Consider the following 22681-nt stretch of genomic DNA (forward strand, 5'->3'; position numbering starts at 1 on the left):
CTAATGTCAATGAAAAAATGCACCGAAAATGAAAAATTTACGGAAATCGACAGATATAGAATGACAAAGGGGACAGACCCCTGACGAAAGCGTTAGATGCCCTAGAAGCCGATGCCTTTCTTAACTTTCGTCACAAGAATCGACAGGCGATTCTTGAACACTGGGGACAGACCCTGGGCGAAAGCGTTTGCTTCAAACAAAACCTGTTTCCGCCCTAACTTTCGCCCCAGGAATCGCAAAGGCGATTCCTGAACACCGGGGACAGACCCCTGACGAAAGCGTTAGATGCCCTAGAAGCCGATGCCTTCCTTAACTTTCGTCACAAGGAATGCTTGCACTTTTCTTGCCAGCCATTTTTAGATAAACTGTTCAGAAACCGATGATAAACACATACAACGAAACCCATTTACACAGGACTCTAAAGGAAATATATGCAGGAAAGCATGAAGGAGCGCAAAAAGAAGCTCCCTGCGGTCATTTCATAGCCGACATCCTTCTAGCTGACGGCGGAATAATAGAAATCCAGACGGGAACATTGGCATCCCTGGCCCCAAAAATCGCATATTTTCTTGCCGAAAAGCGCAAAATACGGGTCGTTCACCCACTGGCAGTGGAAAAATACGTGGAAACAACCGACGAAAACGGAAAAATCTTAAGGAGAAAGAAAAGCCCAAAGAAACTGAACCTTACATCAGTTTTCAGGGAACTTACAAAGCTCTACCCCTACCTTCTGGACAGAAACTTCACCCTTGAAATTGTAGAGGCAAAAATCATCGAGGAAAGAATCGACTACGGAAGCACCGAAAAAGCCGACAACTCAAGGAGAAGGCATAAAAAAACCTGGAACAAAACGGACAAAAGGCTTGATGAACTTGGAAAAGCAACTGTATTGCACGGAAAAACAGCCTGGAAGAAGCTTATCCCGACGGCATTGCTAAAAAAAGACAGGGAATTTACAGCCCCGGAATTTCACAGGGAACTGCTTGAACTGTACCCAAAGGCAAAAAGACAGGAAACTTCAGTAATGCTCTGGGTCTATGTAAAGATGGGATTTTTTGAAAGAATCGGAAAAAAAGGAAACGCCTTCCTCTATAGCCCGCTATGACAATGGGTTATAGCACCGGCAAGGGCATCCGCCGCATGATCTGGTTTCGGAGGTTCCTTAAGATTTAGTAAAATTTTAACACAATGTTCTACTGTTTCCTTATCAGCATTTTTTGTACCGGTTACGGCATACTTTATCTGGTTGGGCGTATACAAGAACACAGGAATGGCATGCTGGGCAAGACACAAGGTAATTACACCCTTTGCCTCAGAAACCGCCATGGCACTGGTTGTATTTCGAGCAAAATATAAGGTTTCCATTTCAGCACAGTCAGGACGGAATTCATCAACGACAGCCTGCAGACGGTTATAGATGGCAAGAAGACGCACCTCATGACTGTCCGTACTGGCAGTCTCAATGACACCGTAACTTACAAGAGAAAGCCTACCATCATCAAAATCCACGATACCAAACCCTACATGGGCAAGTCCCGGATCTATACCTAACACCCTCATGAAAACCTTTACAAAAGAAAAAGCCACGGATTCCATAGGAAGGCGTGGCTTTCACTTTATGAATTATCCATTCAAAAGCTTAATTATGCATCTTCGAAGTCATCTGGATATTCAACTGTAGACCATACAGCCTGAACATCATCATCTTCTTCGAGCTTGTCGAGAATCTTCTTTACCTTTGCAGCAGTATCTGCATCTACGGCAGTTGTCATCTGTGGAACCATTGAAACTGCAGCGGAAAGAGCAGCCCACTTCTCAGACTCTGGAGTTTCTTCTTCCTTTGGAGAAAGACCTGCGTCGTGCTTAGCCTGGATAGCTTCAACAACACCTGTGAATGAGTTAGGATCAGTTGTAACTGTGATTACGCCGTCTTCTGCTACTACATCTTCTGCACCAGCATCAAGAACTACTTCCATTACTTCGTCTTCTGTGAGCTTTTCACCATCAAGAACAATAACACCCTTGCGGTCGAACATGCGGCTTACAGAACCAGAAGTACCGAGGTTACCACCGTTCTTAGAGAAGATATTGCGAACGTTTGCTGCAGCACGGTTGTTGTTGTCTGTAAGAACTTCAACCAAAACAGCTACACCACCCTGAGCATATCCTTCGTATACAAGTTCCTGATAAACAGCTGCACCAGCACCTGCACCAGTTCCCTTATCGATAGCACGCTTAATGTTGTCCTTAGGCATTGAAGCTGCACGAGCCTTAACAATAGCTGCACGGAGACGTGGGTTTGAATCTGGATCACCACCGCCCATGCTTGCTGCGATAGAAATTTCCTTGATCAATTTTGTGAAAAGTGCACCACGCTTTGCATCAGCAGCACCCTTGGCATGTTTAATTGTCGACCATTTATTGTGTCCTGACATGTATAACTCCTATAAATTATATGCAAATTATGGAATAAAATACCATACTTTGCATTGTAGCGTCAAGGACGAAAGCATTTGCTCTTATAGTAATCAAAAGCATTCCTAACTTTCGTCCTGCGAATTGCAAGCAATTCGCAATTCGTAAATTATCTTTTAAGCTTTCCAAGCGGAAGCGAATTGATAACATCCTTTGCTCCATCAGGAACGCTATTTCCCAATGCCTCGGATGCCGCAGATGCAGCACGGTTCTTGATTTCCTTTTCAACCTGAGCTTTCTTGCTGTCCAGAGCCTTCTGGATGGTAGCGAAGTTTGCATTCTGAGCATTGATATCGCCTTCAATGCCTGCAAATTCCTTTACCTTGGCAAGGGCTTCACTTGAAGAACCGTTTATCTTTTCATTAAGCTTTGCAAGAGCCTCCTTCTTTGCGGTGTCACCGATTTCAGAGACAACAGAAGAAAGAGCCTTTCCAAACTGCTCACCGAAGTTTCCGCTCAAAGCAAGGTCGATTCCATCCGCAGAGGAATATCCTGCACGATATCCAGCCTTAAGTCTTGTAACGGCAGCAAGAGCCTTGTTGTAGTACTTTGAGGCAGTTTCATTTCCTATACCGTCGGATGTAAGCTTGACTGGATTCAGGTCAATCTCACCAGTTGCGCTGAAACCATCAAAGTCAAAGGCTCCCTTCATTGTAATGGCAGCCGTTCCCTCGATTGACGGAACACCGCTGGCAGATGCAATTGAAGAGCCGTCGATGTTTGCTCCAAATCCCTTTCCGCTGTAGCTTGCAGTGATAAGTTTTGCATTGGATGTCGTTCTGGTGTCAACGACAAGACTTGCATCATGTGATGTCTTTCCAAGGGAGAAAGAACCTTCACCCTTCATAGGCTTGCCAAGAAGATCCATATCGTTAGAAATGTCGGTAACCTTTGCCTGGAAATTTGGTCCACTTGCAAAGATGCGTTCAATGAGGAAAGCAGGCTTTGTAGTTCCATACCAGAAAGTCGTTCCACGAAGACGCTTTCTGCCTTCCTTCTTTACTTTCTTAGCCTTTGGCTTGGCTTTCTTTGTGTCTGTCGAAGAAGACTTCATAGACTCGACGTAGGCAAGACCTTTTTTGGCATATGGATAGTATTTTCCAAGCTTATCCATTGCAACTGCTTCCAGAGCATCGTTCATGATGGTCTTTGCATTCTTGACCGTATTCACAGCAGTACCTACAGTATCCTCAACGAATTTCTTGTCTGCTTCTGCTGCCTTCTTAAGTGAATCACCAAGAGCTGCAACATTCTTTGAGTCAGCCTTAACCTCATCTGCGATGGACGAAACAGAATTCTTTACATCCTTGCTCTTCTCTATGGCGCTGTTGATAGTCTCAAGGGTAGCCTTAAGTTCTGCAACATCCTTTATGTTTGATGGATTGATATTCTGAATTTTCTTTACGGAAGAAGAAAAATCCTCAACCTGCTTCTTCATTTCGTCAGGCTTAGACTTCCACTTGGCGATCATAGCCTCGCTCTGTTCCTTGGCAGACTTTGCGGCGGCAGGAGTCTTAAGCTGAGATTCCAGATTCTTTACGATTTCCTCTGGTGTAGAACCTCCAAGCATTGACTGTGCCTGAAGCTTAAGGCTGTTCACCTTGTCCTCCGTCTTTGCCTTGACGGAAGTCATGAATTCGCTCTTGGAATTCTCATTCTCCTCAATCTTTTCTTTGACAGTCTCTGTAAGAAGCTTGCAGCTGGTCTTTCTGTCCGTATTGAACTGCATCCCCGAAACTTCAATGTTCTTACAGTCGAACCTGCCGCGAAGAGCCTGGGAAAGGCTGAAAGCAACCTCGATTTTCTCAGCCTCAAAAAGATTCTTGTACTCCTCATCCTTGTTACCGACGGCAAGACCATTGACCGTGAGTGAAGTTCCAAAGATTTCAAGATTGACGGAACGGATCTCCGTCTTGGCTCCAGCAACCTTCTGACACCCCATGATGAGGACTTTCTTTGTAACAGGATTCTTGAAGATGGAAACGACAACTCCGATACCTACGAAAACCGCAACGACAGCGATAAATGGAACAAAACTGAAGATGGACTTCTGCTTCTTTATCTGCTTTGAAAGCATCTTGAAATGCTTAAGGTCGGCCTTGGTGAATTCCTTATCCCTAGGCATAGCCATAAGCTCAGGTTTCTTTGGGTTTGCGCCCTTTTCAAAGAGAGCCTTGACATCCTTCTTGTCCGAAGGAACATAGAGGCGCTTAAGAATCTTTGATTCAAGCTTTTTCTCTGAATATGATTTCTTGAACATTCCTGGCATTTTTTTTGCAGGGAATTTCTTTGCCTCTTTCTTAGGCTTCTTTACCTTCTTTTCTTTAACTGCTTTGATTTCTTTTTCGTCTTTAGCCATTTTAGTCTCCAATCATTCCCGCGATTTTCTCAACAAGAGGAATATTCTTGATGACCGCTGTAATCTTAAGCTTCCTAACCTTCTCTGCAAGGTATTTTCTCCATGCCCATACAAAAAGTCTTCCCAACACATAGAAAGGAGCATAGGCAATGACTCCACATACCAAAGATCCCATCACAACCGTATTGTTCAGCTTTGTGAAGGCAACAAATGGAACATTCAGCAATGAAGCATAGGTACCCCTCATGCTTTCAATAGTCAATATGCTGTATCCTACCGAATCAAAAATCGGATCTAGAAATACTGTCAGTGCGGCACCAAGAAGAATGCAAAGTGCATAGGCACCACGCTGAATATTCATGAACAGGATGAACACAAAAAGAATATACCAGAGCAGATTATCCTTTGGTATAAAACCTAAAAGAATGCCACATGAAACAGCATGGGCAATGGCTCCAGGGCGAGTATTTGAACTGAGTGCCCCAATCAATTTTGTTAATGGCTTAATCATTCCTGAATTATAACACATTTGCAAACCATAGAATTAAAATTTCCGTTATGTTTTGCAATTTTCAAATTTTCATTGGATAATTAAGAAAGATATCTGGAGGTACTATACATGAACATAGGAATCATAGGTGCAGGAAGCATAGCAAGAATTATGGCAAGAACAGTAGCCGCAATATCGGACAAGGCAAAAATTTACGCGATTGCATCCCGTTCCCTGGAAAAAGCCCAAGAATTCGCAAAGGAATTCAACATAGAAAAGGCATATGGAAGCTACGAGGAAATGCTCAAAGATCCAGCCGTTGACCTTGTATATATCGCAACTCCCCACTCGCAGCACTACCAGAACATGAAGCTCTGCATCGCCAACAGAAAGGCTGTGCTCTGCGAAAAAGCATTCACCCAGAACACAAAAGAAGCAGAAGAAATTCTCAAGGCAGCAGAACAGAACAATGTCCTTGTCACAGAAGCAATCTGGACACGATACATGCCTTCAAGAAAAATAATAATGGACACAATCAACAGCGGAATCATCGGCAGAGTCGACCATCTGAGCGCAAACCTCCACTACAGCATAGAAAACAAGGAACGCATGACAAGACCTGAACTTGCAGGAGGTGCACTACTTGACCTTGGTGTATACTGCCTCAACTTCGCAACGATGTTCTTTGGGGACGACATCGAAAAGATGGATTCCTCAGTTGCCCTTACGGACACTGGAGTCGATAAGTTCAACAGCATGACGGTCTTCTTCAAGAGCGGAAAAATAGCCTCCCTTACATCGGGATTCACAAACCGTTCTGACAGAAAGGGCATTTTCCACGGCAGCAATGGATACGCAGTTGTTGAGAACATCAACAATCCATCATCAATCACCTGTTACGATACAAACGATGTAGAGCTAAAGCACATTGACTTTCCAGAGATTGCAACAGGCTATGAATACGAAGTCCTTGAATGCCGAGATATCCTTGCACAGGGAAAGATTGAATGTCCATCAATGCCTCATGAAGAGACAATATTCATCATGAAGCTAATGGACAGCCTTAGAAAAGAATGGGGTGTAGTCTATCCAGGAGAGAAGCTATAGGCCTTGATTCACGGAAACTGTCTGGGCATTGCTCTTGAAATGCTCAGGCAGAGGAATCTCAAAAGTCGTCGCCTTGCCGTTTACAGGTATCGTAAGTCTTGTAGCGGCAAGCTGAAGCTTCTTTATACCCACCTTACGGGCAAGCTTATTAAGCTTAAAGTTCCCGTGCTTATCGTCTCCAGCCAGAGGCGCACATGCCTTTGCCATCTGAATGCGTATCTGATGCATTCTTCCAGTCCCTAAGGTTATAAGCACCTTGCAAAGCTCAATCTCCTTTTCCGATGTTTCTCCCGTATCCCCGTTTACTGAAACTACTTTTTCTTTCCACGAATCCGTTACTTTAAAAAACAGTTCTGCATCCTGAGTGCGGCCATGGGCTTCAACGGTTCCTGCGAGTCTGCCCTCCAATGAAGCTTTTCCGTTCAACTGAGGTCTTCCAAAGCAAACAGCGGTGTAGACTTTCTGCACCTGATCAGTCTGAATAAGCCTTGTCCATTTTGCGGCGGCGGCAGGATTCTTTGCAACTATGAGAATTCCAGCCGTCTCCTTGTCCAATCGATGGACAAGGTGGATTTTATAACCCAGCTGCTTAGGAAGTTCTTCATCCAATGGATGGGCGATTCCAACCCCACCCTGTACCGAAACGCCGCTTTCTTTGTTTATAAGGAGGATGTCGTCATTTTCAAAGATTATAGAAACATCTTTCATATGCCGAACATCATAGAAGAGGATTTACAAAATGACAAGATTATCAAGGAAAGCATTAGCCTTGGTTGCAGTACTATGCTCCTTCTCAGCCACATTTGCGGCAAGGACAAACTTCAAGGGTTTCAGCGACAAGGTATGCATAGATCTGCCAGAAGGATTCAAACTGGAGAATTCAAACAACGACACTTCATTTCAACTTCAAAGCACAGTCGCCCCTGTCCATGCAATCATCCAGATGTACAATGCAGGGAAATATTCGGGAACAAAGGAAGCAATGGAAAGCAGCGTTTCAAAGCTCGGTCTGAAAGCAGACATTGACACCTTTAACTGGAGGAACAACGAGACCGCCATCGCCTTGTTCAGCGGAAGCCTAATGGGCGTAAAATCGGAAGGCTACGGAGCCGCCGTCTTGATTCCAGAAAACAAGAGCATCTTCCTTGTTCTTACATGGGCAGCAGAAAAGGATGCGCAGGCTGCAAATCCATACATGACAAGCCTGTTGGATTCCATATATGTGGACATTGAAAGCTATTTCAGCGCAGGACTCCTCACCTCCTATACATACCCAAAGCAAGGAACGGAAGATGTGACCTTGAACATCGCAGGGAAAAAGATAGTGACAAAGCTCGATAAATCAGACAAGGAAGCCTCAGAATTCCTCATTGAGAGGGAATACAGGGTTCTTCTCATGTATCAGAAAAGCAACCTGTGGAAGGAAGCATGGCAGAGATACTACAGGCTGATTTTCCGTGACTCAAGCGAAAGACTTTTGCAGGCAGGTTTTGACATAACGACAAGACTTGCACCTGAATGCAAGGACACGACGGAACTTGCACAGAAACTCCTTACATGGACACAAGGCTTCAAATATGAAAGGGAAAAAACATCCAGCGACTTTGCATCCCTTCCTTCAATTCTTCTTGGTGGCGGATCAGACTGCGACAGCCGATCCATGCTGCTGGCAGTTCTTTTGCAGGGAATGAATGCCGACAGCATCATTTTTGTCAGCGCAGAATATGGCCATGCAATAGCAGGACTTGTTTCAGACCATCCTGGATTCGGATTCAGCGTGAACGGAAAGCTTTACCTTACAGGCGAGACCACAGCAAAAGACATAACCTGGGGAAAAATCGACGGAACCCAGGCAGATTCAACCAAGTGGATTCCAGTATCTTTACCATAAAAACAAAGGCTAGACGCAGGTGAAGCCATTTCACCAATGTCTAGCCTTTTCCATACATGATTCAGTCTTACTGAATGAGAAGATTATATGCTTCCATTGGCGACTGGGCATCAAGAAGCTTCTTGTAAAGATCTGGTTCACGGAGCTTTGTACTCAAGTGGGACAAGGTCTTAAGATAGTAGCTGTGCTGGTTGAAGGCAGCTCCGATCATGAACATTACACGAACAGGTGTCTCATCGATTGGCTGGAAGTCAATGATATCGCACTTTGAAATACCAACAGACATGACAAGATCTGTAACGGACGAAAGGCGTACATGAGGAATCGCAAGTCCACGACCGATGGATGTAGACATAAGCTCTTCACGCTTAAGAATTTCTACTTCAAGCTCCTTAGCATCCTTGACCTGAGGAGCTGTTGCGAGATTCTGGGCAAGCTGAACAAGGCTGTCATGCTTTGTCTGATGATTCATGAACACGATGCGTTCAGGCGAAAGAATGTTCTTTATCTGAACAACTATATCTGAAGAAGACTTAGTTGAAGAAGAAAGTCGTTCATTGACCCACTTTTCAATCTCAGACTTCTTGAATCTCCATACTGTACCGATTTTACCACTAGGAATTTCGCCCTTCTGTGCCCAGTCGTATACTGTACGTTCACTGACACGGAGATAACTAGCTACCTCTTCAATAGTAAGGATATCGTCTTCCATTTTTAAACCCCTAAAGTACGATTTTACATTGGATACTGTATTTTGCATTCTTTACGGTTTTTTGTCAAGAATTGCAATTGCAATATATCTATTCCTTCCAAGGGAAAATGAAGCTCTTCAATGGTCTTGTGCCAAGAATTTTCCTGTCCTTGGCAAGAAGATCATCCCAAGGCACATCCTTACGATCCTCCAGGGAAAGATCTGGGTTGACCTCAAGCCAATCATACTTATACATCCTCATCCTGAGGGCGTTCATGTTGGTTATCATGACTCCAGTCATTCCAGGATACAACCCAAAGGTCACAACGGTAAGAAGTGCGTTGAGAAGGTTCAGGAAAGCAAGGGCAAAGCTGAATCCCATGTTGTCCAGAAGAAGCAGATAGCTTTTCTTAAGGCATTTGAAAAATCCGTTCTTCATGATGATGCGGACAGGCATATACCACTGCAGCGCAAAAAAAGTAGCAAAAAGAAACCAGAAGATAAGGATGATGAATCCCAGCCAGACAATACTTCCCGTAGATCCATCAGCAGGCTTCCACATGCTGAAGTAAAATGGAATGCTTACAACAGCAACAGCAGCAACGACACCGATGAAAAGACCGATCATGGCACCGTCCTTCAAGGAACGAAGCAGCTTTCCAAAAAAATCTCCATATCGAGGGGCATTGAACTTTGCCACGCTGTATGCATTTTCCCCACCTGCAAAAGCAACAGTGCAGACAAGAATGGAAACGACTATGAATGTTCCAAGGAAGAGAGGCTTTCTCCAAACCTCATTCATTTCCAAGAGCAGTTCATATCTATATGCCATGACTGCACCAAAAAGAACAATGAGTGAAAAGAAATTGGTTATGACAACGTAAAAAAGATTGTCCCAGACATCGCATAAATTCTTCTTGAAAAAAAATCCAAACATGATGACATAATAATGAGAAACCCTGAAAATTGCAATTTTTCATTCTTAAGGATAGAATAAAAGCTATGGATTATGATGTTGATTCAGTTGTTTCGCTTATCTCCCACATTCACTCCGCTTCAGCTGATTTCTTGAACAAAAAGCTTTCCAAGTCAGACAGCTTTGTTTCATCCCACGGATTCATCCTTTTCATCCTTTCCGAAAACGACAGAATGACCATGGGCGACATATCCGCTAAAATCAACAGGAACAAGTCCACTACTACGGTCCTCATAAAAAAGCTTCTTGAAAAAGGTCTGGTCAAGACGGAAAACTGCATGAATGACAGCAGAAAAAAATATATATCGCTTACCGACGAGGGAAGAAAATACAATTCAATCACAGGCGGAATCTCAAGGCAATTGCTGGAAGCCTGCTACAAAGATTTTTCTGAGGAAGAAAAGACACAGCTTCTATCCCTGTTAAAAAAAATGAACCGCAATCTCGAGGAACAAAGCTGACAGGGAAGAAGTTATTGGAATTAAAGATTAGGAAGCCTTAAAGGCTATTTAAAACACAAATACGGTCCTGAAAAACATGTTTCAGAACCGTTTAATGCAATCCAATGGAATCGGACTATTTCAATGAAGCGCTGATGCGTTCAAGAACCTTCTTGCGGTCCAAAGGCTTAACGATATAATTCTTTGCACCAGCAAGGAGAGACTTCTTAACAAGTTCTTCCTTACCAAGAGCACTTACCATAACTACACGGGCATTCTTGTCAAATGCAATGATCTGCTCGAGAGCTGTGATACCATCCATGCGAGGCATAGTAATATCCATTGTTACAAGGTCTACATTTGGACAGAGTTCCTTGTACTTGTCTACTCCGTCTTTTCCATCTGCAGCAGTAGCAACGATTTCATAGCCATCGCTTGTGAGGATCTGTGTAAGCTGCTTAGCAACGAACATCGAATCATCAACAACGAGTACGCGGTACTTTGTTCCGTCTACTCTTTCTCCCTCTGGAGGACGTGCGTTGACTGATGGAAAATCTTCTTTTGTTTTCATTCTATGCTCCTTTAATTTGCGCGTTCTCTGATTGCAACGTTAACTTCAATCTTGCCACACTCTGTTTCAAGAGGAACGATGAGAGCTTCTACGCTTTCAGAAGTTCCACCCAAAGCAGCAATTTCCATGTTTTCACCTGCAAAAAGTGCTGGTGGTGTAAGGTCAAACTTAAATCCAAGCTCATGAAGCTTTGTTACAGCCTGACCTGTGATGATATTAGCAAGCTCACTGATTGTAGCCTTAGCCATATCATCAAATTTTGTCATTGTTTCATAGTTCATCTTTGAAGCAATGTTAAGTGCTGTTTCAAACGACATGTCAAAAAGAACACGTCCTTCAACGTCACCTGCAAGACCGACAAGAGCAGCGACACCCATAACAGGCATAGCTGTCGACTTAAGATAAAGGTCTCCTCTTTTTACTTCGGCACCTTCAAGAACTTCCTTTAGAACTCTATAGGAAGTTTCAACAAACGGATTAATGTACTCTACTCTCATTTAATTCCCCCTGGAAAAATTTCTTTTAGCAAAACTAATAGGAAAAACTATTCCTTTGAATATACCGTTACTTTGCCTTCAGCCTTCTTAAGACCTGTAACCGAGATATCTTCGTTTTCACCTACAATTATAATACCATTTCCCTTCAATTTCTCATTAAATTCAGTTAAAACTGTATTTTGTGAAGATTCTGGAAGGAAAGAAAGCAAATCACGCGAGAATACAATATCAATAGGTGGAAGGTTGTTTGTGTTCACGCAGTCGTGGTACTCAAACATAATCTCATCCTTTATTTCCTTTGAGAATGTATAGTCTCCGCTGGCAGTTCTTGTTGTATATGGCTGATACCAGCTTGTACTTGCTTCATCTGTTAGATTCATCAGAGGTGCGTTTGAGACGCTGAGGAGGTCTGTATCATGACCATAGACTCTGATTTTTGCACCTGGATAACGCTTCTTGAGAATACATGCGAGAGAATATGTCTCATATCCCTTGCCGCAGCCTGGGTTCCAAACAACGATGTTCTTTGCGGAATTCTCAGGAAGAGCCTTCAAGACTTCATCTGCATATTCTTCAGACCACCATGTGCCTGTAAACTTAGAATAGAACGGAGCAAGGAATTTCTCTGCATCGCTTTCATTCTGAAGCTGAGTATTTCCTTCACCCTTCTCCTTTACCCATTCTTCATAGCGATCCTTTATCCATGCTTCTGTAAGGGAATTAACGCTGAATTTCTTGAAGGTAGCAAGAGAATTTCCAATGAACCTAAGGTCATCTTCTGCCCTCTTTTCCTTGAGCTCTTCAGCCTTGGCAGCATCTTCCTTTGCAGAAGCCTCCAATGCAGCCTGCTGAGCAGCCCTCTGTTCCGCAACAGCCTCTTCCCTCATCTTCATCTGTGCCTTTGCAGTCTCCGCAAGCTCACGTTCCTCTTCAGGAGTACGTACGCCAAAGATTCTGTCGATGTCAAGAAGAACATAAAGGCTGTTTTCTGCCTCTACGACACCATAGATATACTTGATGTTTATGTCTCCAAACAACGGATGTGGTGGCTGAATCGAGCTTTTCTGGATCCCTACAACCTTATCGATGGCATCAACGACGACACCGAAGGTCTGTTCACCGACAGTAACGATGAGCATGTTCTCAAGAAAATTTTCATCATGCTCAGGTACTGAACTGTTGAAGAAAAGTCTCAGGTCAATGATCGGGATGATGTCACCACGAAGATTGTAAACACCGAGAACAAAAGGAAGTGCGTTTGGAACATATGTAAAATGTCCTGCCTTTGCTATTTCCTTTACCTTCATGATATCGATGGCATAGTCTTTTCCAGCGAGTGAAAAAGTAACCATCTTATAATCTACAACAGAGATCTTTTTCTTTTCTTCGTTGAGCTGTTCATTTGTTAAATCATCAGCTCTGTCGATTGTATTTGCAAGAACGCTAAGTCTTTCCTGAATTGTTGCCATAATATCTCTCCTTAGCCTCTTGCAGAAGACTTCATTGCTTCTGCTTCACGGATCTGCTGAGCATCAAGTTCCTGCTTTACGCCAAGCTCAAGAAGCTGGTTAACATCAACAATAAGAGAAACGGAACCGTCACCAAGAACTGTAGCACCTGCAATTCCAGGAGAAGAAGTGAACTGGGATTCAAGCGGTTTGATAACCACATCTTCTTCACCTATAAGAGCGTCTACCATGACACCGATTTTCTTTTCTGCTGAACCTACGATAACGATAAAGCAATACTCGTCTTCGTCCGTCTTTCTGATATTGAAAAGTCTACCAAGACGGAGGATCGAGATGACTTCATTTCGAACATTGAGAACCTCATAGTTATCGATTGTATTGATGTTCTCTTTCTTTACGCGCTGGCTTTCGATAACGTTTGCGATAGGGATAGAGTAAACTTCCTTTCCGACACGAACCAAAAGACCCTGAATAATCGCCAATGTAAGTGGAAGTCTGATAGAGAACTTCGATCCCTTACCCTTCTCACTTGTAACACTGATCGTACCCTTAAGCTTTTCAACCATCGTCTTTACTACATCGAGACCAACACCACGTCCAGAGACATTGCTGATCTTGTCGCTTGTAGAGAAGCCTGGAAGGAAGATAAGGTTATATGCATCCTGGTTAGAAAGAACCTTGTTTGGACTGATGAGTCCCTTCTGGATTGCCTTGTTGCGAACCTTTTCAACTTCAATTCCCTGACCATCATCAATGATGTCGATAACGATCATGTTGCCTTCGTTTGAAGCCTTAAGGATAAGTGTACCTGTTTCATCCTTGCCTGCAGCTGCGCGTTCTTCCGGTGTTTCAATACCATGGTCAACGGAATTGCGTACACAGTGCATGATCGGATCAAGAAGATCATCAACGACAGTCTTATCAAGTTCTGTCTCTTCACCTTCTATGACAAGGTTTACCTTGCGTCCAAGATCACGGCTAAGGTCGCGAACAACACGAGGGAAACGGTTGAAGATGGTTCCGATAGGAACCATTCGGATCTTCATTACGCCTTCCTGAAGTTCACTTGAGATACGTCCCAAGTTCTGTGTCGTAGAGCGATATTTTGTAGATGAAATCTTAAAGTCGTTTTCAAAAGCATCGAACCAGTTGACGATCGAGCCAAAGTCTTCTGCATACTTCTGGCGGATTTCCTTCATCGAAGTTCCATCCTGAAGCTGTTCAAGGTACTTTGGAATTGCTTCCATAAGGCGATGCTGTTTTTCCTTAAATGTATTGTTGAGTGCCTGAAGCTTAACCTGAAGGTCCGCCATATGAAGACCATTCTGGTTGAAGGCTGCCTTTGTGATGACCGTTTCAGAAACAAGGTTCATAAGGTTGTCTACGCGCTTAGAGTCAACACGAAGGATCGAACCTGTCTGAGTTGCATGTCCCGTAGCAGCGGCAGGCTTCTTTGATTCTGTCTTTGGCGCCTCTGAAGCCTGGGCCTCTGGTTCTGCGGCTGGAGCGGAATCCTGAGCAGGAGCTTCAGCAACAGGTGCTGCGGGAGCAGGTGTCGGAGCAGGAGCAGGAGCTGCGGCAAGGGCTGGAGCAACAGCAGGAGCTGAAGCTGTAGCCGAAGCACTGGCGGACGGACCGTTGGCAGGCTGGGCATCTACCGCTGTGGTTACATCGTCAAGGAAAGCAGCATCTTCAAGATCACCGCCTTCACACGAAGCCGAAACATAATATACAACCTGAGGGTGGAATTCATCCTCATAAAGTGCTTCAAAATCTGGAACAGTCTTAAGGACGGTACCACAGTTCTTGAGTGCAGCAAACACCTGGATGCCACCGACACTGTTCATCGGATTGGATTCATCAAAAGTAACGTTTACCGTCCAGAGCTTCTGACCGTCACCGACTGCTTCCTTGAGTTCTGCATATTCATCCTCAGAAAGAGCAGGCAACGGTGGCATGCCATTATCAACGGCAGCAGGAGCGGCAGGTGCCACAGGCTCTGGAGCTGGAGCAGGCTTTGCGCCTACCATTCCCGCAGGAAGTGTCACACCACTCTTCTTCTTGTCTTTCTTTTCCTTTGCAGGAATATAGGAATTGATTTTTTCCACGAGAGGTGCAATATCTCCATCATAGATGGAACCGTTGCTTCTAGCCTCAAGCATGGACTTGATCGTATCGATTGAAGTAAGCAGAGTGTCAACGATAGGTTCAGTAACTTCAACTAAATTTCCTCTCAATGCATCGAGCAAATCTTCTACGTCATGACAAAAGCTTGCAAGCTCTGTCATTTCAACAGTAGCAGAGCCGCCTTTTAAAGTATGAGCCGCACGGAAAATTTCATCAATTGCATCATGGTTAGAAGGATCATTCTCAATTACCAGAATATTGCTTTCCAGAGTTTCTACCTGCTGTTCAGCTTCGGCAAAAAAATCCTTGAGAAGTTCTTCATTATTAGCGTCAAGATAATCACTCATACTTTATATTGTAATCTGAAAATTTTCATAATTCAAGTTTGACTTATACTTTTTTAAGTTTTTTTTAATCATTCATTCTTCTATATAAATCGCTCAAATTTTCCCTTTTTTATCCGAAAATTTCATTAGAGGTGGATTCTTTCTGCCTTTGGAGGATAATTTGAAACGAACACTTTGTGCAGCAGCCCTTTCTTTGATGGCAGCGGCAGCCTTCTCATTTGAATTTGAAAAGCCATTCTTCAGCGGAACAACAGGATTCCTTACGACCATAGGAAACGACAGGGAAGCAGAAAAATTCGATCCCAAGGCACATGCAGAATCATATTTTGCAGGACAGTTTGATTTTTCTGGAAAGCTTTTTCTACGAGGAGAATTCTACACTCTGAGCGACAGCGTTTTTGAAGAACAGATGGATGACCACAACGCTATCTTCAGAGTCGAGGAACTTTCCGCAACATACAAGACAACCTCAAGTTCAGCATCACACTACCTGACCCTTTTCAAGGGAAACTATGAGCCTTTTGGATCTGACCTCTTTCTCCAGAGACAGTTCGGCATCGCAAAGATAAGCTCAAACTTAACAGAAAGTTATCACGGAATTGAAGGCACCTCCATCCACCCCATCTATTCCCTTGGAGCCTCCTATACAGCCCATATTGAAGGAGACAACGCATTTGCCATTTCCTTCTATAAAAACAAGGCAAACCAGGGCCCCGAAAAAAACAACAGCGCCGTCAACTTTGACCTTCGCTACGCAGGAATCTTTGAATACCTTACAGTAGATACCCTTGCAGGATTCTCATTCCCAGTGGAATCAAAGGATGAAGGTTCAGACGACCTTATTTCCATCAAGGAAATCCAGATGCACGCAGGCATCAACGCTCTTTTTGGACGCAAGAAATCATTAATGCTCTACACGCAGCTTGGAATCGACAAGATCATACTCAAGAAATGTGAAACAAGCGACAATTCATTCAACATGAAGGATCTCTACCTGCTCGTTGAGCCAAGACTACCTGTTTCCGACTTCTACTTCAATCCTTCAATCTTCAACTTTCCAGCACAGACAGCAAGGGACATGATCTACTTAAGGACACTTCTGGCATCACACCCATTGGCAGAGAACATCCTTGGCTGCAACTTTAACCTGGTGAATGAAAATCTCTATGTAGGATCGACAAAGATAACAGCTGGAATCCACGCTACTGTCGCAATGACAGACATAAACAACAGCGAGCTCAAGGATGAACCTGTCGAGACGATCAAATCGGCAAAGAAGGCATTCATACTTACGCCTCATGCAAACATGGAAGTTTTTGGTGGCGTCGTTACGGCTTCATTCTCCCTTGACACAAGTGAATTCAATGAAACTCCGAGAAATGCTTTCACAGCTTCTGTAGGATTTAAGACAAGCTTCTAAAATCTAAGGCATATAAAAAAAGGGGATGTTCCATAAGCTTATGGCATGGTGGTTTCGACATGCGCAACTACCGTAAACATACTTATTGGACAACCCCTTTTCTTTAATTCAATTCTTCAAGAGAATAGCCAAGCCCTCGTGCAGTCCTTATGACTACATGGACCTTAAGCTGCTCCATTTTTTTTCTGAGGAAAGAAATATATACTTCCACGTTGTTGTATTCAGCATCGCTGTCACCACCCCATATCTTGTCGATGATGTCTTCCTTGCGGATGATCTGTTTCGGAGCTTCAAACAGGAGAGAAACTATGAGCAGTTCCTTGAGTGAAAGCTTTATGGATTCACCTTCAGTATTCTGGATTTCACAGGCGGTCCTATCCAGAACAAAATCTCCAAAAGTAAGCTTTTCACTACGGATTTCACCCTTTCTTCTAGTAAGAGCATAGACACGTGCAATAAATTCATCAGGATTATATGGTTTCTTGAGATAATCATCGGCACCCGCATATAGACCACCTACAACATCCTTATCCTCTACCTTTTCGGAAAGAAACATTATGGGCACACCGACTCCAGAGCTCCTGATTTTCTGCACAAGGGACATTCCATCCATGTCAGGCAGTTTATTTTCAAGAATTATGATGTCATGATTTCCTGACAAAGCGTATTTAAGCCCTTCTTCTCCAGAAAAAGCCTTGTCCACCCCAAATTTATTCTTCTTTAAAAGCTCAGAAGCAATCTGGGAAGACCTTACGTCATCGTCGATAAACAATACTCTCATAACAGAAATTATAAGGCAGAATTTGACAAAAAAAAGGAAAGTGTAAAAAAAAGAAAAAGATTAATTAACCTAATGTTATAAAATTAGGACATGCGGAATTTATGTTCCATATATTGATCCCTGACAACCATGACTGAACAGTGAGCACTTCCGATGATCTCACTTTCCTGCTTTGAAACGTTTGCATGGGAAGAATATAAATCGTTGTTATCGCTCAATCCCCCAAGAAGAATCAGATCCGACTTCCAGGAATCCGCAGCCCTGATGATTTCCGACCAGACGACACCGTGCAGGACCTCTGTCTCGACCTTTATACCCTTCTGCTTGGCAAGGCCACTACAATATTCAAGGTTTTTCTTTCCGTCTTCTTCAAGATTGATTGAAATTTTCTCAGCTTCATCTGCCACCATGAATTTTGAGATGGTCAGCTGTTTGATGGAAGCTGTATCTACTACATATACGATCTTAAGGCTGCATTTGTAGACTTTTGCCATCATGATTCCATAGAGCACAGCATTTAGAGAGGATTTTGATCCGTTGTATGCCACCAGGACCTTCTGGAAAAGTGATTTTAACATTCTATTATTTTGAACCCTGCCTTTTTTTCAAGGATTTCATTACGAATATATTGTCGCGTTCCCTTTCTTCAAGGACACTTTCAATGTATTTAACGGTTTCCTTATCCTGAGGAATGACCATCTTATCGAGGGCATTTACACGACGCTGGGTTTTCTTGACTTCCAGCGCCAACCTCCATGCGATTGTCCTTATGCTTGCCATACGGGTTATGAGGGAAAGGTACTCAAAGAAATCCGCCATGACTTCATCGCTGTCGGCAAAGGATCCACGGAAGGAAGAAAACAGCTGCCTTTGCGGAAGGTTTACATCGATGGTAGTAAATGTCATACCTCCGATGCTTACAGGCTTCTTTGTTATCTCATAGTCGTACTCAACACCGTGGGCTATGCGTTCAACACGGTCTCCTCCGACCTTAAGGAGCATTGTCTTCAAGGCAGGATAGGCCTTATCGGCGCATTTATCCATCTCCACTTCAAGAAGCTTGACCCTTTCAACGATACGCATAAGCTCCATTACAAGAATCTCCCGCTTCTGTTCAAGCAGATCATATCCTTCGGTGGAAATAGCCAGCTGTTCCTTTATGTTGAGAAGATTGGATTTTGTAGGCGCAATGTTAAGTTTAGCCATTTATTTCCTTTTCTGAATTAGCCATGTACTTGTCGATGAGCTCATCCTTGATACGGTAGAGTTCCTCGCGTGGAAGGATTGAAAGGAGTTTCCAGCCAAGATCAAGGGTTTCCTCAATGCTTCTGTCTTCGTATTCACCCTGGGTAAAGAACTTTGCTTCAAGTTCATTTCCAAACTTAAGGTAAAGCTGATCCAAAGGACTGAGTTCTTCTTCACCGATGATGGAAGCCAGGTTGCGGATTGTCTTAACCTTGCTGTAGGCGGCAAAAAGCTGGCTAGAAACAGGAGCGTGGTCCTCACGGGTCATGCCGTCACCGATACCGTCCTTCATAAGGCGGGAAAGCGATGGAAGTCCTGCAACAGGAGGATACATGCCCTTCTGACTCATTTCACGGTCAAGAACAATCTGTCCTTCCGTAATATAACCTGTAAGGTCTGGAATAGGATGCGAAATATCATCGTTAGGCATGGAAAGGATTGGAATCTGCGTAATTGAACCTGTAGATCCCTGAACCTTTCCTGCTCTTTCGTAGAGTTCCGCAAGGTTTGAATAAAGATATCCAGGATATCCCTTACGGCCAGGTACTTCTCCGCGAGTTGTTGAAATTTCACGGAGGGCTTCGCAGTAGTTTGTCATGTCTGTCATTACAACGAGAACATGCATGTTGCATTCGTAGGCAAGGTATTCTGCGGCTGTAAGGGCACAGCGAGGTGTGATGATACGTTCAATAGAAGGTGCGTCAGCCAAGGACTGGAACATTACAACCTTTGACAGAACGCCTGATTCTTCGAAGGTATGCTTGAAGAACTGCGAAACATCGTACTTGATACCCATGCCGGCAAAAACCATAACGAAATCTTCGTCGCTTCCCTTAAGCTTTGCCTGACGGATGATCTGGGCTGCAAGCTTGTTGTGTGGGAGACCGTTACCGCTAAAAATAGGAAGCTTCTGTCCACGGATAAGAGTATTCATTCCATCGATGGAAGAAATACCAGTCTGGATGAAGTCCCTTGGATAGACACGGGCATAAGGATTGATTGGACATCCGTTAACGTTGACTTTTTTATCACTGATAATCTCAGGATACCCGTCGATAGGCTTTCCAAGTCCGTTGAAAATACGGCCAAGAAGACCTTTACCGACACGGAGCTCCATAGGTTCTTCAAGGAATTCAACGGTAGCGCTTGTAAGATCAAGGCCTGTTGTAGTACCGAAAATCTGTACAACGGCAGATTCTTCATTCAGATCAATGATTCTACCTGTACGCTTTTCGCCGAATTTATCACGGACATATACAACTTCATCATAAGAGGAGTTTTCACTGCGCTTTACTACAACAATAGGTCCATCTACAGATTCAAGACCTGCGTATTCAATACCTTTCACTTAGAGTCCCTCCTTGCGGTACATGCGCTTAAGCTCCGCCATCTGATCGTCAAGATGGCTTCCGATCGTCTTGAGCATATCAAGCTTATCATTTGGAACTGTACTCTTTGCACGAACGATTTCATTACGCACAGGAAGCTCTGAAATTTTCATCAGCGGGCAACCATTCTTAACAACTTCAAGAGCACTTGAATAGAAATTCATTATAAGGAGAAGAATATCAAGCTGCTTTGCAGGAACCGAATATGCATCAATATCGTCAAAGGCATTCTGCTGAAGGAAGCCATTCTTAATCATTTCACAGACAATAAGCACAAGACGGTCGCTTTCAGGCAAAGCATCGGCTCCTACAAGACGTACAATCTGCTGCAGTCTCTGTTCCTTTTTTAGAAGGTCAAGAGCCTTGATGCGTACAGAAGCCCAAGCAGGATCAAACTTATCCCACCATTCCTTTATTTCCGATGCGTATTCTGAATATGAATCGATCCATCCAATTGCGGGATAATGACGGGCATTGGCAAGTTCGCGTTCCAAAGCCCAGAAGCAACGGATAAAGCGCTTTGTATGCTGAGTAACAGGTTCTGAGAAATCACCGCCAGCTGGACTTACAGCACCGATGACGGAAACCGAACCTTCCTTCTGGCATAGGGTATTTACCCTACCTGCACGTTCATAGAATTCTGCAAGACGGGTTGGAAGATATGCAGGGTAACCTTCTTCCGCAGGCATTTCCTCCATACGTCCAGAAAGCTCGCGTAAGGCCTCTGCCCAACGGGAGGTACTGTCCGCCATGATTGCAACATGAAGTCCCATGTCGCGGTAATACTCAGCAAGAGTAATACCTGAATAGAGGGAAACCTCGCGGGCTGCAACAGGCATGTTTGAAGTATTTGCGATGAGGATTGTTCTTTCCATGAGGGAACGTCCTGTCCTTGGGTCAATCAAAGTCGGGAATTCCGTAAGAACATCAGTCATTTCGTTTCCGCGTTCACCGCAACCGATATAGACGATGAGATCGGCATCACACCACTTGGCAACGGCATGCTGGGTCATTGTCTTTCCTGTACCGAATCCACCAGGAATTGCGGCAGTACCACCCTTTGAAAGCGGGAAGAAAACATCGATTACACGCTGACCTGTAACCAAAGGCTGATTGACCTCAAGCTTTTCAAGGAAAGGACGAGGTTTTCTTAAAGGCCAGTAATGAGAAAGCTTAAGCTCTTCGCCCAACTCTGTCGTACCGATTACATCTTCCACTGTGTAGGAGCCTGCCCCCTTGAAGACCGCAAGAGTCTTACCTTTTATTGTGGGCGGAACCATGATCTTATGAACGATGGAACCTGTTTCCTGGACTGTACCAAGAACATAACCTGGAGCGATCGAATCACCTTCCTTTGCTGCAGGAACAAATTCCCATTTCTTGCTTTCATCAATTGGAGACGTGCGCTGACCAGGAAGAAGGAAAGCCCCCTTGTCCTCGTACATTTCTTTAAGAGGGCGCTGGATACCATCGTAGATCGTTCCGACAAGACCTGGACCAAGTTTTACCGACAATGGACGTTCATTTGACACTACGGATTCACCGATATGCATTCCGCTTACGTCCTCATAAACCTGGATAGTCGCCATGCCTTCATTCTGGCGAATGATTTCACCAATAAGCTTCTTTTCGCCTACATCAACAACATCGTAAAGGCCGCACTTTTCAAGACCTTCCGCATAGACAATAGGACCTGATATGCGTGTAATTCTACCTGTAATCATTCAGGCAACCTCCCGCCAAACAGAGCCAACGCAAGCTGTTCCCTTTTCTGGCTGAGTATTTCATTTGTTTTTTCTTCAAGTGTAAGACGGCAGGTAATCCTCTTGTCTTCTGTTGAAACAATGACACCGTAATCAAAGAGGCTTTCAACCTCATTACCTGACTTTGTTTTTACCTCAACACCGATGCATGACTGACCGTATACATTCTTGAGTATTTTTTCTGCGCTAGTCTTGGACAGGCTACCGCATGCAAGGGCAGATACTTTTGCGTCTCCTGTTATTTCCCTTGCCTTCTTAACAAGATTTTCTATGATCTGTTCCTTCTTTGAGGAATCAAGGTTTTCAAGATAATTTTTCATGGCTTCCACAACTGAATCGTTGATGAATGAAACCAGATAGCGCTGCTTTTCCAATGGAAGTGAGGCATCGAGATTCTTCTCAAGGACATCAAGACGCTTTCTTGAGGCGGCATCAATATCGTCCTTAGCCTTTACCAGTCTTTCCTGGACTTCGCTGAGAATTGCCTTTGCATTTTCTTCTGCTCTTGCAAGGATCTTCTCGGCTTTCTTTTCACTATCAGCACGGATTTCCCTGTCAAGGACATCTGTTGAACGTAATTCTTCCATAAACTTCAACCTATAAAAAAATTAAAACCAAAGTAAAAAGGTGCATCCACAAACCTG

22 protein-coding genes are annotated in these 22681 nt (G+C 43.8%); 5 read left to right on the plus strand and 17 right to left on the minus strand.

Translation table 11 applies throughout. The features are described from left to right. The first annotated feature begins 379 nt into the window (after positions 1 to 379). Entirely contained in the window at positions 380 to 1105 is a 726-nt protein-coding gene (locus ACKI39_RS02855) for a DUF8091 domain-containing protein (RefSeq protein WP_407397464.1), read from the plus strand. On the opposite strand, the gene ruvC is transcribed toward ACKI39_RS02855, so the two are convergent. The 4 genes from ruvC to ACKI39_RS02875 all read right to left on the minus strand — a co-directional run bounded on the left by ruvC (position 1090) and on the right by ACKI39_RS02875 (position 5345). Then, on the minus strand, positions 1090 to 1596 hold the full coding sequence (gene ruvC / locus ACKI39_RS02860; RefSeq protein ID WP_407397466.1) for a crossover junction endodeoxyribonuclease RuvC: 507 nt from the start codon (positions 1594 to 1596) through the stop codon (positions 1090 to 1092). The genes ACKI39_RS02855 and ruvC overlap by 16 nt on opposite strands. A 47-nt stretch (positions 1597 to 1643) precedes the next feature. Next, on the minus strand, positions 1644 to 2435 hold the full coding sequence (locus ACKI39_RS02865; RefSeq protein ID WP_407397468.1) for a YebC/PmpR family DNA-binding transcriptional regulator: 792 nt from the start codon (positions 2433 to 2435) through the stop codon (positions 1644 to 1646). Between the two features lie 149 nt (positions 2436 to 2584). Next, complete coding sequence (locus ACKI39_RS02870; protein ID WP_407397470.1) at positions 2585 to 4834, minus strand: TIGR03545 family protein; 2250 nt, start codon at positions 4832 to 4834, stop codon at positions 2585 to 2587. 1 nt (position 4835) lies between these two features. Further along, the gene (locus ACKI39_RS02875) at positions 4836 to 5345 is read right to left on the minus strand and encodes a TIGR03546 family protein (protein ID WP_407397472.1); all 510 of its coding nucleotides are present in this window, start codon (positions 5343 to 5345) and stop codon (positions 4836 to 4838) included. 108 nt (positions 5346 to 5453) lie between these two features. On the opposite strand from ACKI39_RS02875, the gene ACKI39_RS02880 reads away from it, so the two are divergent. Beyond that, positions 5454 to 6431, plus strand: a complete 978-nt coding sequence (locus tag ACKI39_RS02880; protein ID WP_407397474.1) for a Gfo/Idh/MocA family protein — start codon at positions 5454 to 5456, stop codon at positions 6429 to 6431. Here the strand turns inward: ACKI39_RS02880 and ACKI39_RS02885 are convergent. Continuing rightward, entirely contained in the window at positions 6426 to 7139 is a 714-nt protein-coding gene (locus ACKI39_RS02885) for an RluA family pseudouridine synthase (RefSeq protein WP_407397476.1), read from the minus strand. The two genes, ACKI39_RS02880 and ACKI39_RS02885, sit on opposite strands and share 6 nt — an antisense overlap. 31 nt (positions 7140 to 7170) lie before the next feature. On the opposite strand from ACKI39_RS02885, the gene ACKI39_RS02890 reads away from it, so the two are divergent. Next, on the plus strand, positions 7171 to 8322 hold the full coding sequence (locus ACKI39_RS02890) for a hypothetical protein (RefSeq protein ID WP_407397478.1): 1152 nt from the start codon (positions 7171 to 7173) through the stop codon (positions 8320 to 8322). Between the two features lie 67 nt (positions 8323 to 8389). Here the strand turns inward: ACKI39_RS02890 and ACKI39_RS02895 are convergent, their stop codons facing one another. Continuing rightward, the gene (locus ACKI39_RS02895) at positions 8390 to 9034 is read right to left on the minus strand and encodes a PTS sugar transporter subunit IIA (RefSeq protein ID WP_407397480.1); all 645 of its coding nucleotides are present in this window, start codon (positions 9032 to 9034) and stop codon (positions 8390 to 8392) included. Between the two features lie 88 nt (positions 9035 to 9122). Next, complete coding sequence (locus ACKI39_RS02900; protein WP_407397482.1) at positions 9123 to 9950, minus strand: hypothetical protein; 828 nt, start codon at positions 9948 to 9950, stop codon at positions 9123 to 9125. 65 nt (positions 9951 to 10015) lie between these two features. On the opposite strand from ACKI39_RS02900, the gene ACKI39_RS02905 reads away from it, so the two are divergent. Then, complete coding sequence (locus ACKI39_RS02905) at positions 10016 to 10450, plus strand: MarR family winged helix-turn-helix transcriptional regulator (RefSeq protein ID WP_407397484.1); 435 nt, start codon at positions 10016 to 10018, stop codon at positions 10448 to 10450. Positions 10451 to 10565: 115 nt separating this feature from the next. On the opposite strand, the gene ACKI39_RS02910 is transcribed toward ACKI39_RS02905, so the two are convergent. From ACKI39_RS02910 to ACKI39_RS02925, 4 genes are read right to left on the minus strand one after another with little or no spacing between them, the layout of a single operon-like run. Further along, complete coding sequence (locus ACKI39_RS02910) at positions 10566 to 11000, minus strand: response regulator (protein WP_407397486.1); 435 nt, start codon at positions 10998 to 11000, stop codon at positions 10566 to 10568. A gap of 11 nt (positions 11001 to 11011) precedes the next feature. Continuing rightward, positions 11012 to 11497 (minus strand): chemotaxis protein CheX, encoded by a 486-nt coding sequence (locus ACKI39_RS02915; RefSeq protein ID WP_407397488.1) that lies wholly within the window; start codon positions 11495 to 11497, stop codon positions 11012 to 11014. Positions 11498 to 11544: 47 nt separating this feature from the next. Further along, positions 11545 to 12957, minus strand: a complete 1413-nt coding sequence (locus ACKI39_RS02920; RefSeq protein WP_407397677.1) for a CheR family methyltransferase — start codon at positions 12955 to 12957, stop codon at positions 11545 to 11547. Positions 12958 to 12977: 20 nt separating this feature from the next. Continuing rightward, a complete protein-coding gene (locus ACKI39_RS02925; protein WP_407397490.1) occupies positions 12978 to 15440 on the minus strand; it encodes a chemotaxis protein CheW in 2463 nt (820 codons plus the stop codon). 160 nt (positions 15441 to 15600) lie between these two features. On the opposite strand from ACKI39_RS02925, the gene ACKI39_RS02930 reads away from it, so the two are divergent. Next, positions 15601 to 16860, plus strand: coding sequence for a hypothetical protein (locus ACKI39_RS02930; RefSeq protein ID WP_407397492.1), 1260 nt, complete (start codon positions 15601 to 15603; stop codon positions 16858 to 16860). A 103-nt stretch (positions 16861 to 16963) separates the two neighbouring features. Here ACKI39_RS02930 and ACKI39_RS02935 read toward each other — a convergent pair whose 3' ends face one another. The 6 genes from ACKI39_RS02935 to ACKI39_RS02960 form a co-directional block, all read right to left on the minus strand. Further along, positions 16964 to 17641, minus strand: a complete 678-nt coding sequence (locus tag ACKI39_RS02935; RefSeq protein ID WP_407397494.1) for a response regulator transcription factor — start codon at positions 17639 to 17641, stop codon at positions 16964 to 16966. A gap of 83 nt (positions 17642 to 17724) precedes the next feature. Further along, positions 17725 to 18219 carry a universal stress protein gene (locus ACKI39_RS02940; RefSeq protein WP_407397496.1) on the minus strand — a complete coding sequence of 165 codons (495 nt, stop codon included), beginning with the start codon at positions 18217 to 18219 and terminating at the stop codon, positions 17725 to 17727. A gap of 4 nt (positions 18220 to 18223) precedes the next feature. After that, the gene (locus tag ACKI39_RS02945; protein ID WP_407397498.1) at positions 18224 to 18847 is read right to left on the minus strand and encodes a V-type ATP synthase subunit D; all 624 of its coding nucleotides are present in this window, start codon (positions 18845 to 18847) and stop codon (positions 18224 to 18226) included. After that, positions 18840 to 20234 carry a V-type ATP synthase subunit B gene (locus ACKI39_RS02950; RefSeq protein ID WP_407397500.1) on the minus strand — a complete coding sequence of 465 codons (1395 nt, stop codon included), beginning with the start codon at positions 20232 to 20234 and terminating at the stop codon, positions 18840 to 18842. Before ACKI39_RS02950 ends, ACKI39_RS02945 begins: the two co-directional genes overlap by 8 nt. Beyond that, positions 20235 to 21998 carry a V-type ATP synthase subunit A gene (locus ACKI39_RS02955; RefSeq protein WP_407397502.1) on the minus strand — a complete coding sequence of 588 codons (1764 nt, stop codon included), beginning with the start codon at positions 21996 to 21998 and terminating at the stop codon, positions 20235 to 20237. It abuts the gene before it with no gap. Then, a complete protein-coding gene (locus ACKI39_RS02960; RefSeq protein ID WP_407397504.1) occupies positions 21995 to 22624 on the minus strand; it encodes a V-type ATP synthase subunit E family protein in 630 nt (209 codons plus the stop codon). The genes ACKI39_RS02955 and ACKI39_RS02960 overlap by 4 nt, the downstream gene beginning before the upstream one ends. Positions 22625 to 22681 lie beyond the last annotated feature (57 nt).

Source organism: Treponema sp. (assembly GCF_045641405.1).
GTDB lineage: Bacteria > Spirochaetota > Spirochaetia > Treponematales > Treponemataceae > Treponema_D.

What these genes read in the sequence shown, in the direction of transcription:
- ACKI39_RS02855 (WP_407397464.1), top strand. Translation starts at nt 380, where the DNA reads ATGATAAACACATACAACGAAACCCATTTACACAGGACTCTAAAGGAA.
- ruvC (WP_407397466.1), bottom strand. Translation starts at nt 1,596, where the DNA reads ATGGAATCCGTGGCTTTTTCTTTTGTAAAGGTTTTCATGAGGGTGTTA.
- ACKI39_RS02865 (WP_407397468.1), bottom strand. Translation starts at nt 2,435, where the DNA reads ATGTCAGGACACAATAAATGGTCGACAATTAAACATGCCAAGGGTGCT.
- ACKI39_RS02870 (WP_407397470.1), bottom strand. Translation starts at nt 4,834, where the DNA reads ATGGCTAAAGACGAAAAAGAAATCAAAGCAGTTAAAGAAAAGAAGGTA.
- ACKI39_RS02875 (WP_407397472.1), bottom strand. Translation starts at nt 5,345, where the DNA reads ATGATTAAGCCATTAACAAAATTGATTGGGGCACTCAGTTCAAATACT.
- ACKI39_RS02880 (WP_407397474.1), top strand. Translation starts at nt 5,454, where the DNA reads ATGAACATAGGAATCATAGGTGCAGGAAGCATAGCAAGAATTATGGCA.
- ACKI39_RS02885 (WP_407397476.1), bottom strand. Translation starts at nt 7,139, where the DNA reads ATGAAAGATGTTTCTATAATCTTTGAAAATGACGACATCCTCCTTATA.
- ACKI39_RS02890 (WP_407397478.1), top strand. Translation starts at nt 7,171, where the DNA reads ATGACAAGATTATCAAGGAAAGCATTAGCCTTGGTTGCAGTACTATGC.
- ACKI39_RS02895 (WP_407397480.1), bottom strand. Translation starts at nt 9,034, where the DNA reads ATGGAAGACGATATCCTTACTATTGAAGAGGTAGCTAGTTATCTCCGT.
- ACKI39_RS02900 (WP_407397482.1), bottom strand. Translation starts at nt 9,950, where the DNA reads ATGTTTGGATTTTTTTTCAAGAAGAATTTATGCGATGTCTGGGACAAT.
- ACKI39_RS02905 (WP_407397484.1), top strand. Translation starts at nt 10,016, where the DNA reads ATGGATTATGATGTTGATTCAGTTGTTTCGCTTATCTCCCACATTCAC.
- ACKI39_RS02910 (WP_407397486.1), bottom strand. Translation starts at nt 11,000, where the DNA reads ATGAAAACAAAAGAAGATTTTCCATCAGTCAACGCACGTCCTCCAGAG.
- ACKI39_RS02915 (WP_407397488.1), bottom strand. Translation starts at nt 11,497, where the DNA reads ATGAGAGTAGAGTACATTAATCCGTTTGTTGAAACTTCCTATAGAGTT.
- ACKI39_RS02925 (WP_407397490.1), bottom strand. Translation starts at nt 15,440, where the DNA reads ATGAGTGATTATCTTGACGCTAATAATGAAGAACTTCTCAAGGATTTT.
- ACKI39_RS02935 (WP_407397494.1), bottom strand. Translation starts at nt 17,641, where the DNA reads ATGAGAGTATTGTTTATCGACGATGACGTAAGGTCTTCCCAGATTGCT.
- ACKI39_RS02940 (WP_407397496.1), bottom strand. Translation starts at nt 18,219, where the DNA reads ATGTTAAAATCACTTTTCCAGAAGGTCCTGGTGGCATACAACGGATCA.
- ACKI39_RS02945 (WP_407397498.1), bottom strand. Translation starts at nt 18,847, where the DNA reads ATGGCTAAACTTAACATTGCGCCTACAAAATCCAATCTTCTCAACATA.
- ACKI39_RS02955 (WP_407397502.1), bottom strand. Translation starts at nt 21,998, where the DNA reads ATGATTACAGGTAGAATTACACGCATATCAGGTCCTATTGTCTATGCG.
- ACKI39_RS02960 (WP_407397504.1), bottom strand. Translation starts at nt 22,624, where the DNA reads ATGGAAGAATTACGTTCAACAGATGTCCTTGACAGGGAAATCCGTGCT.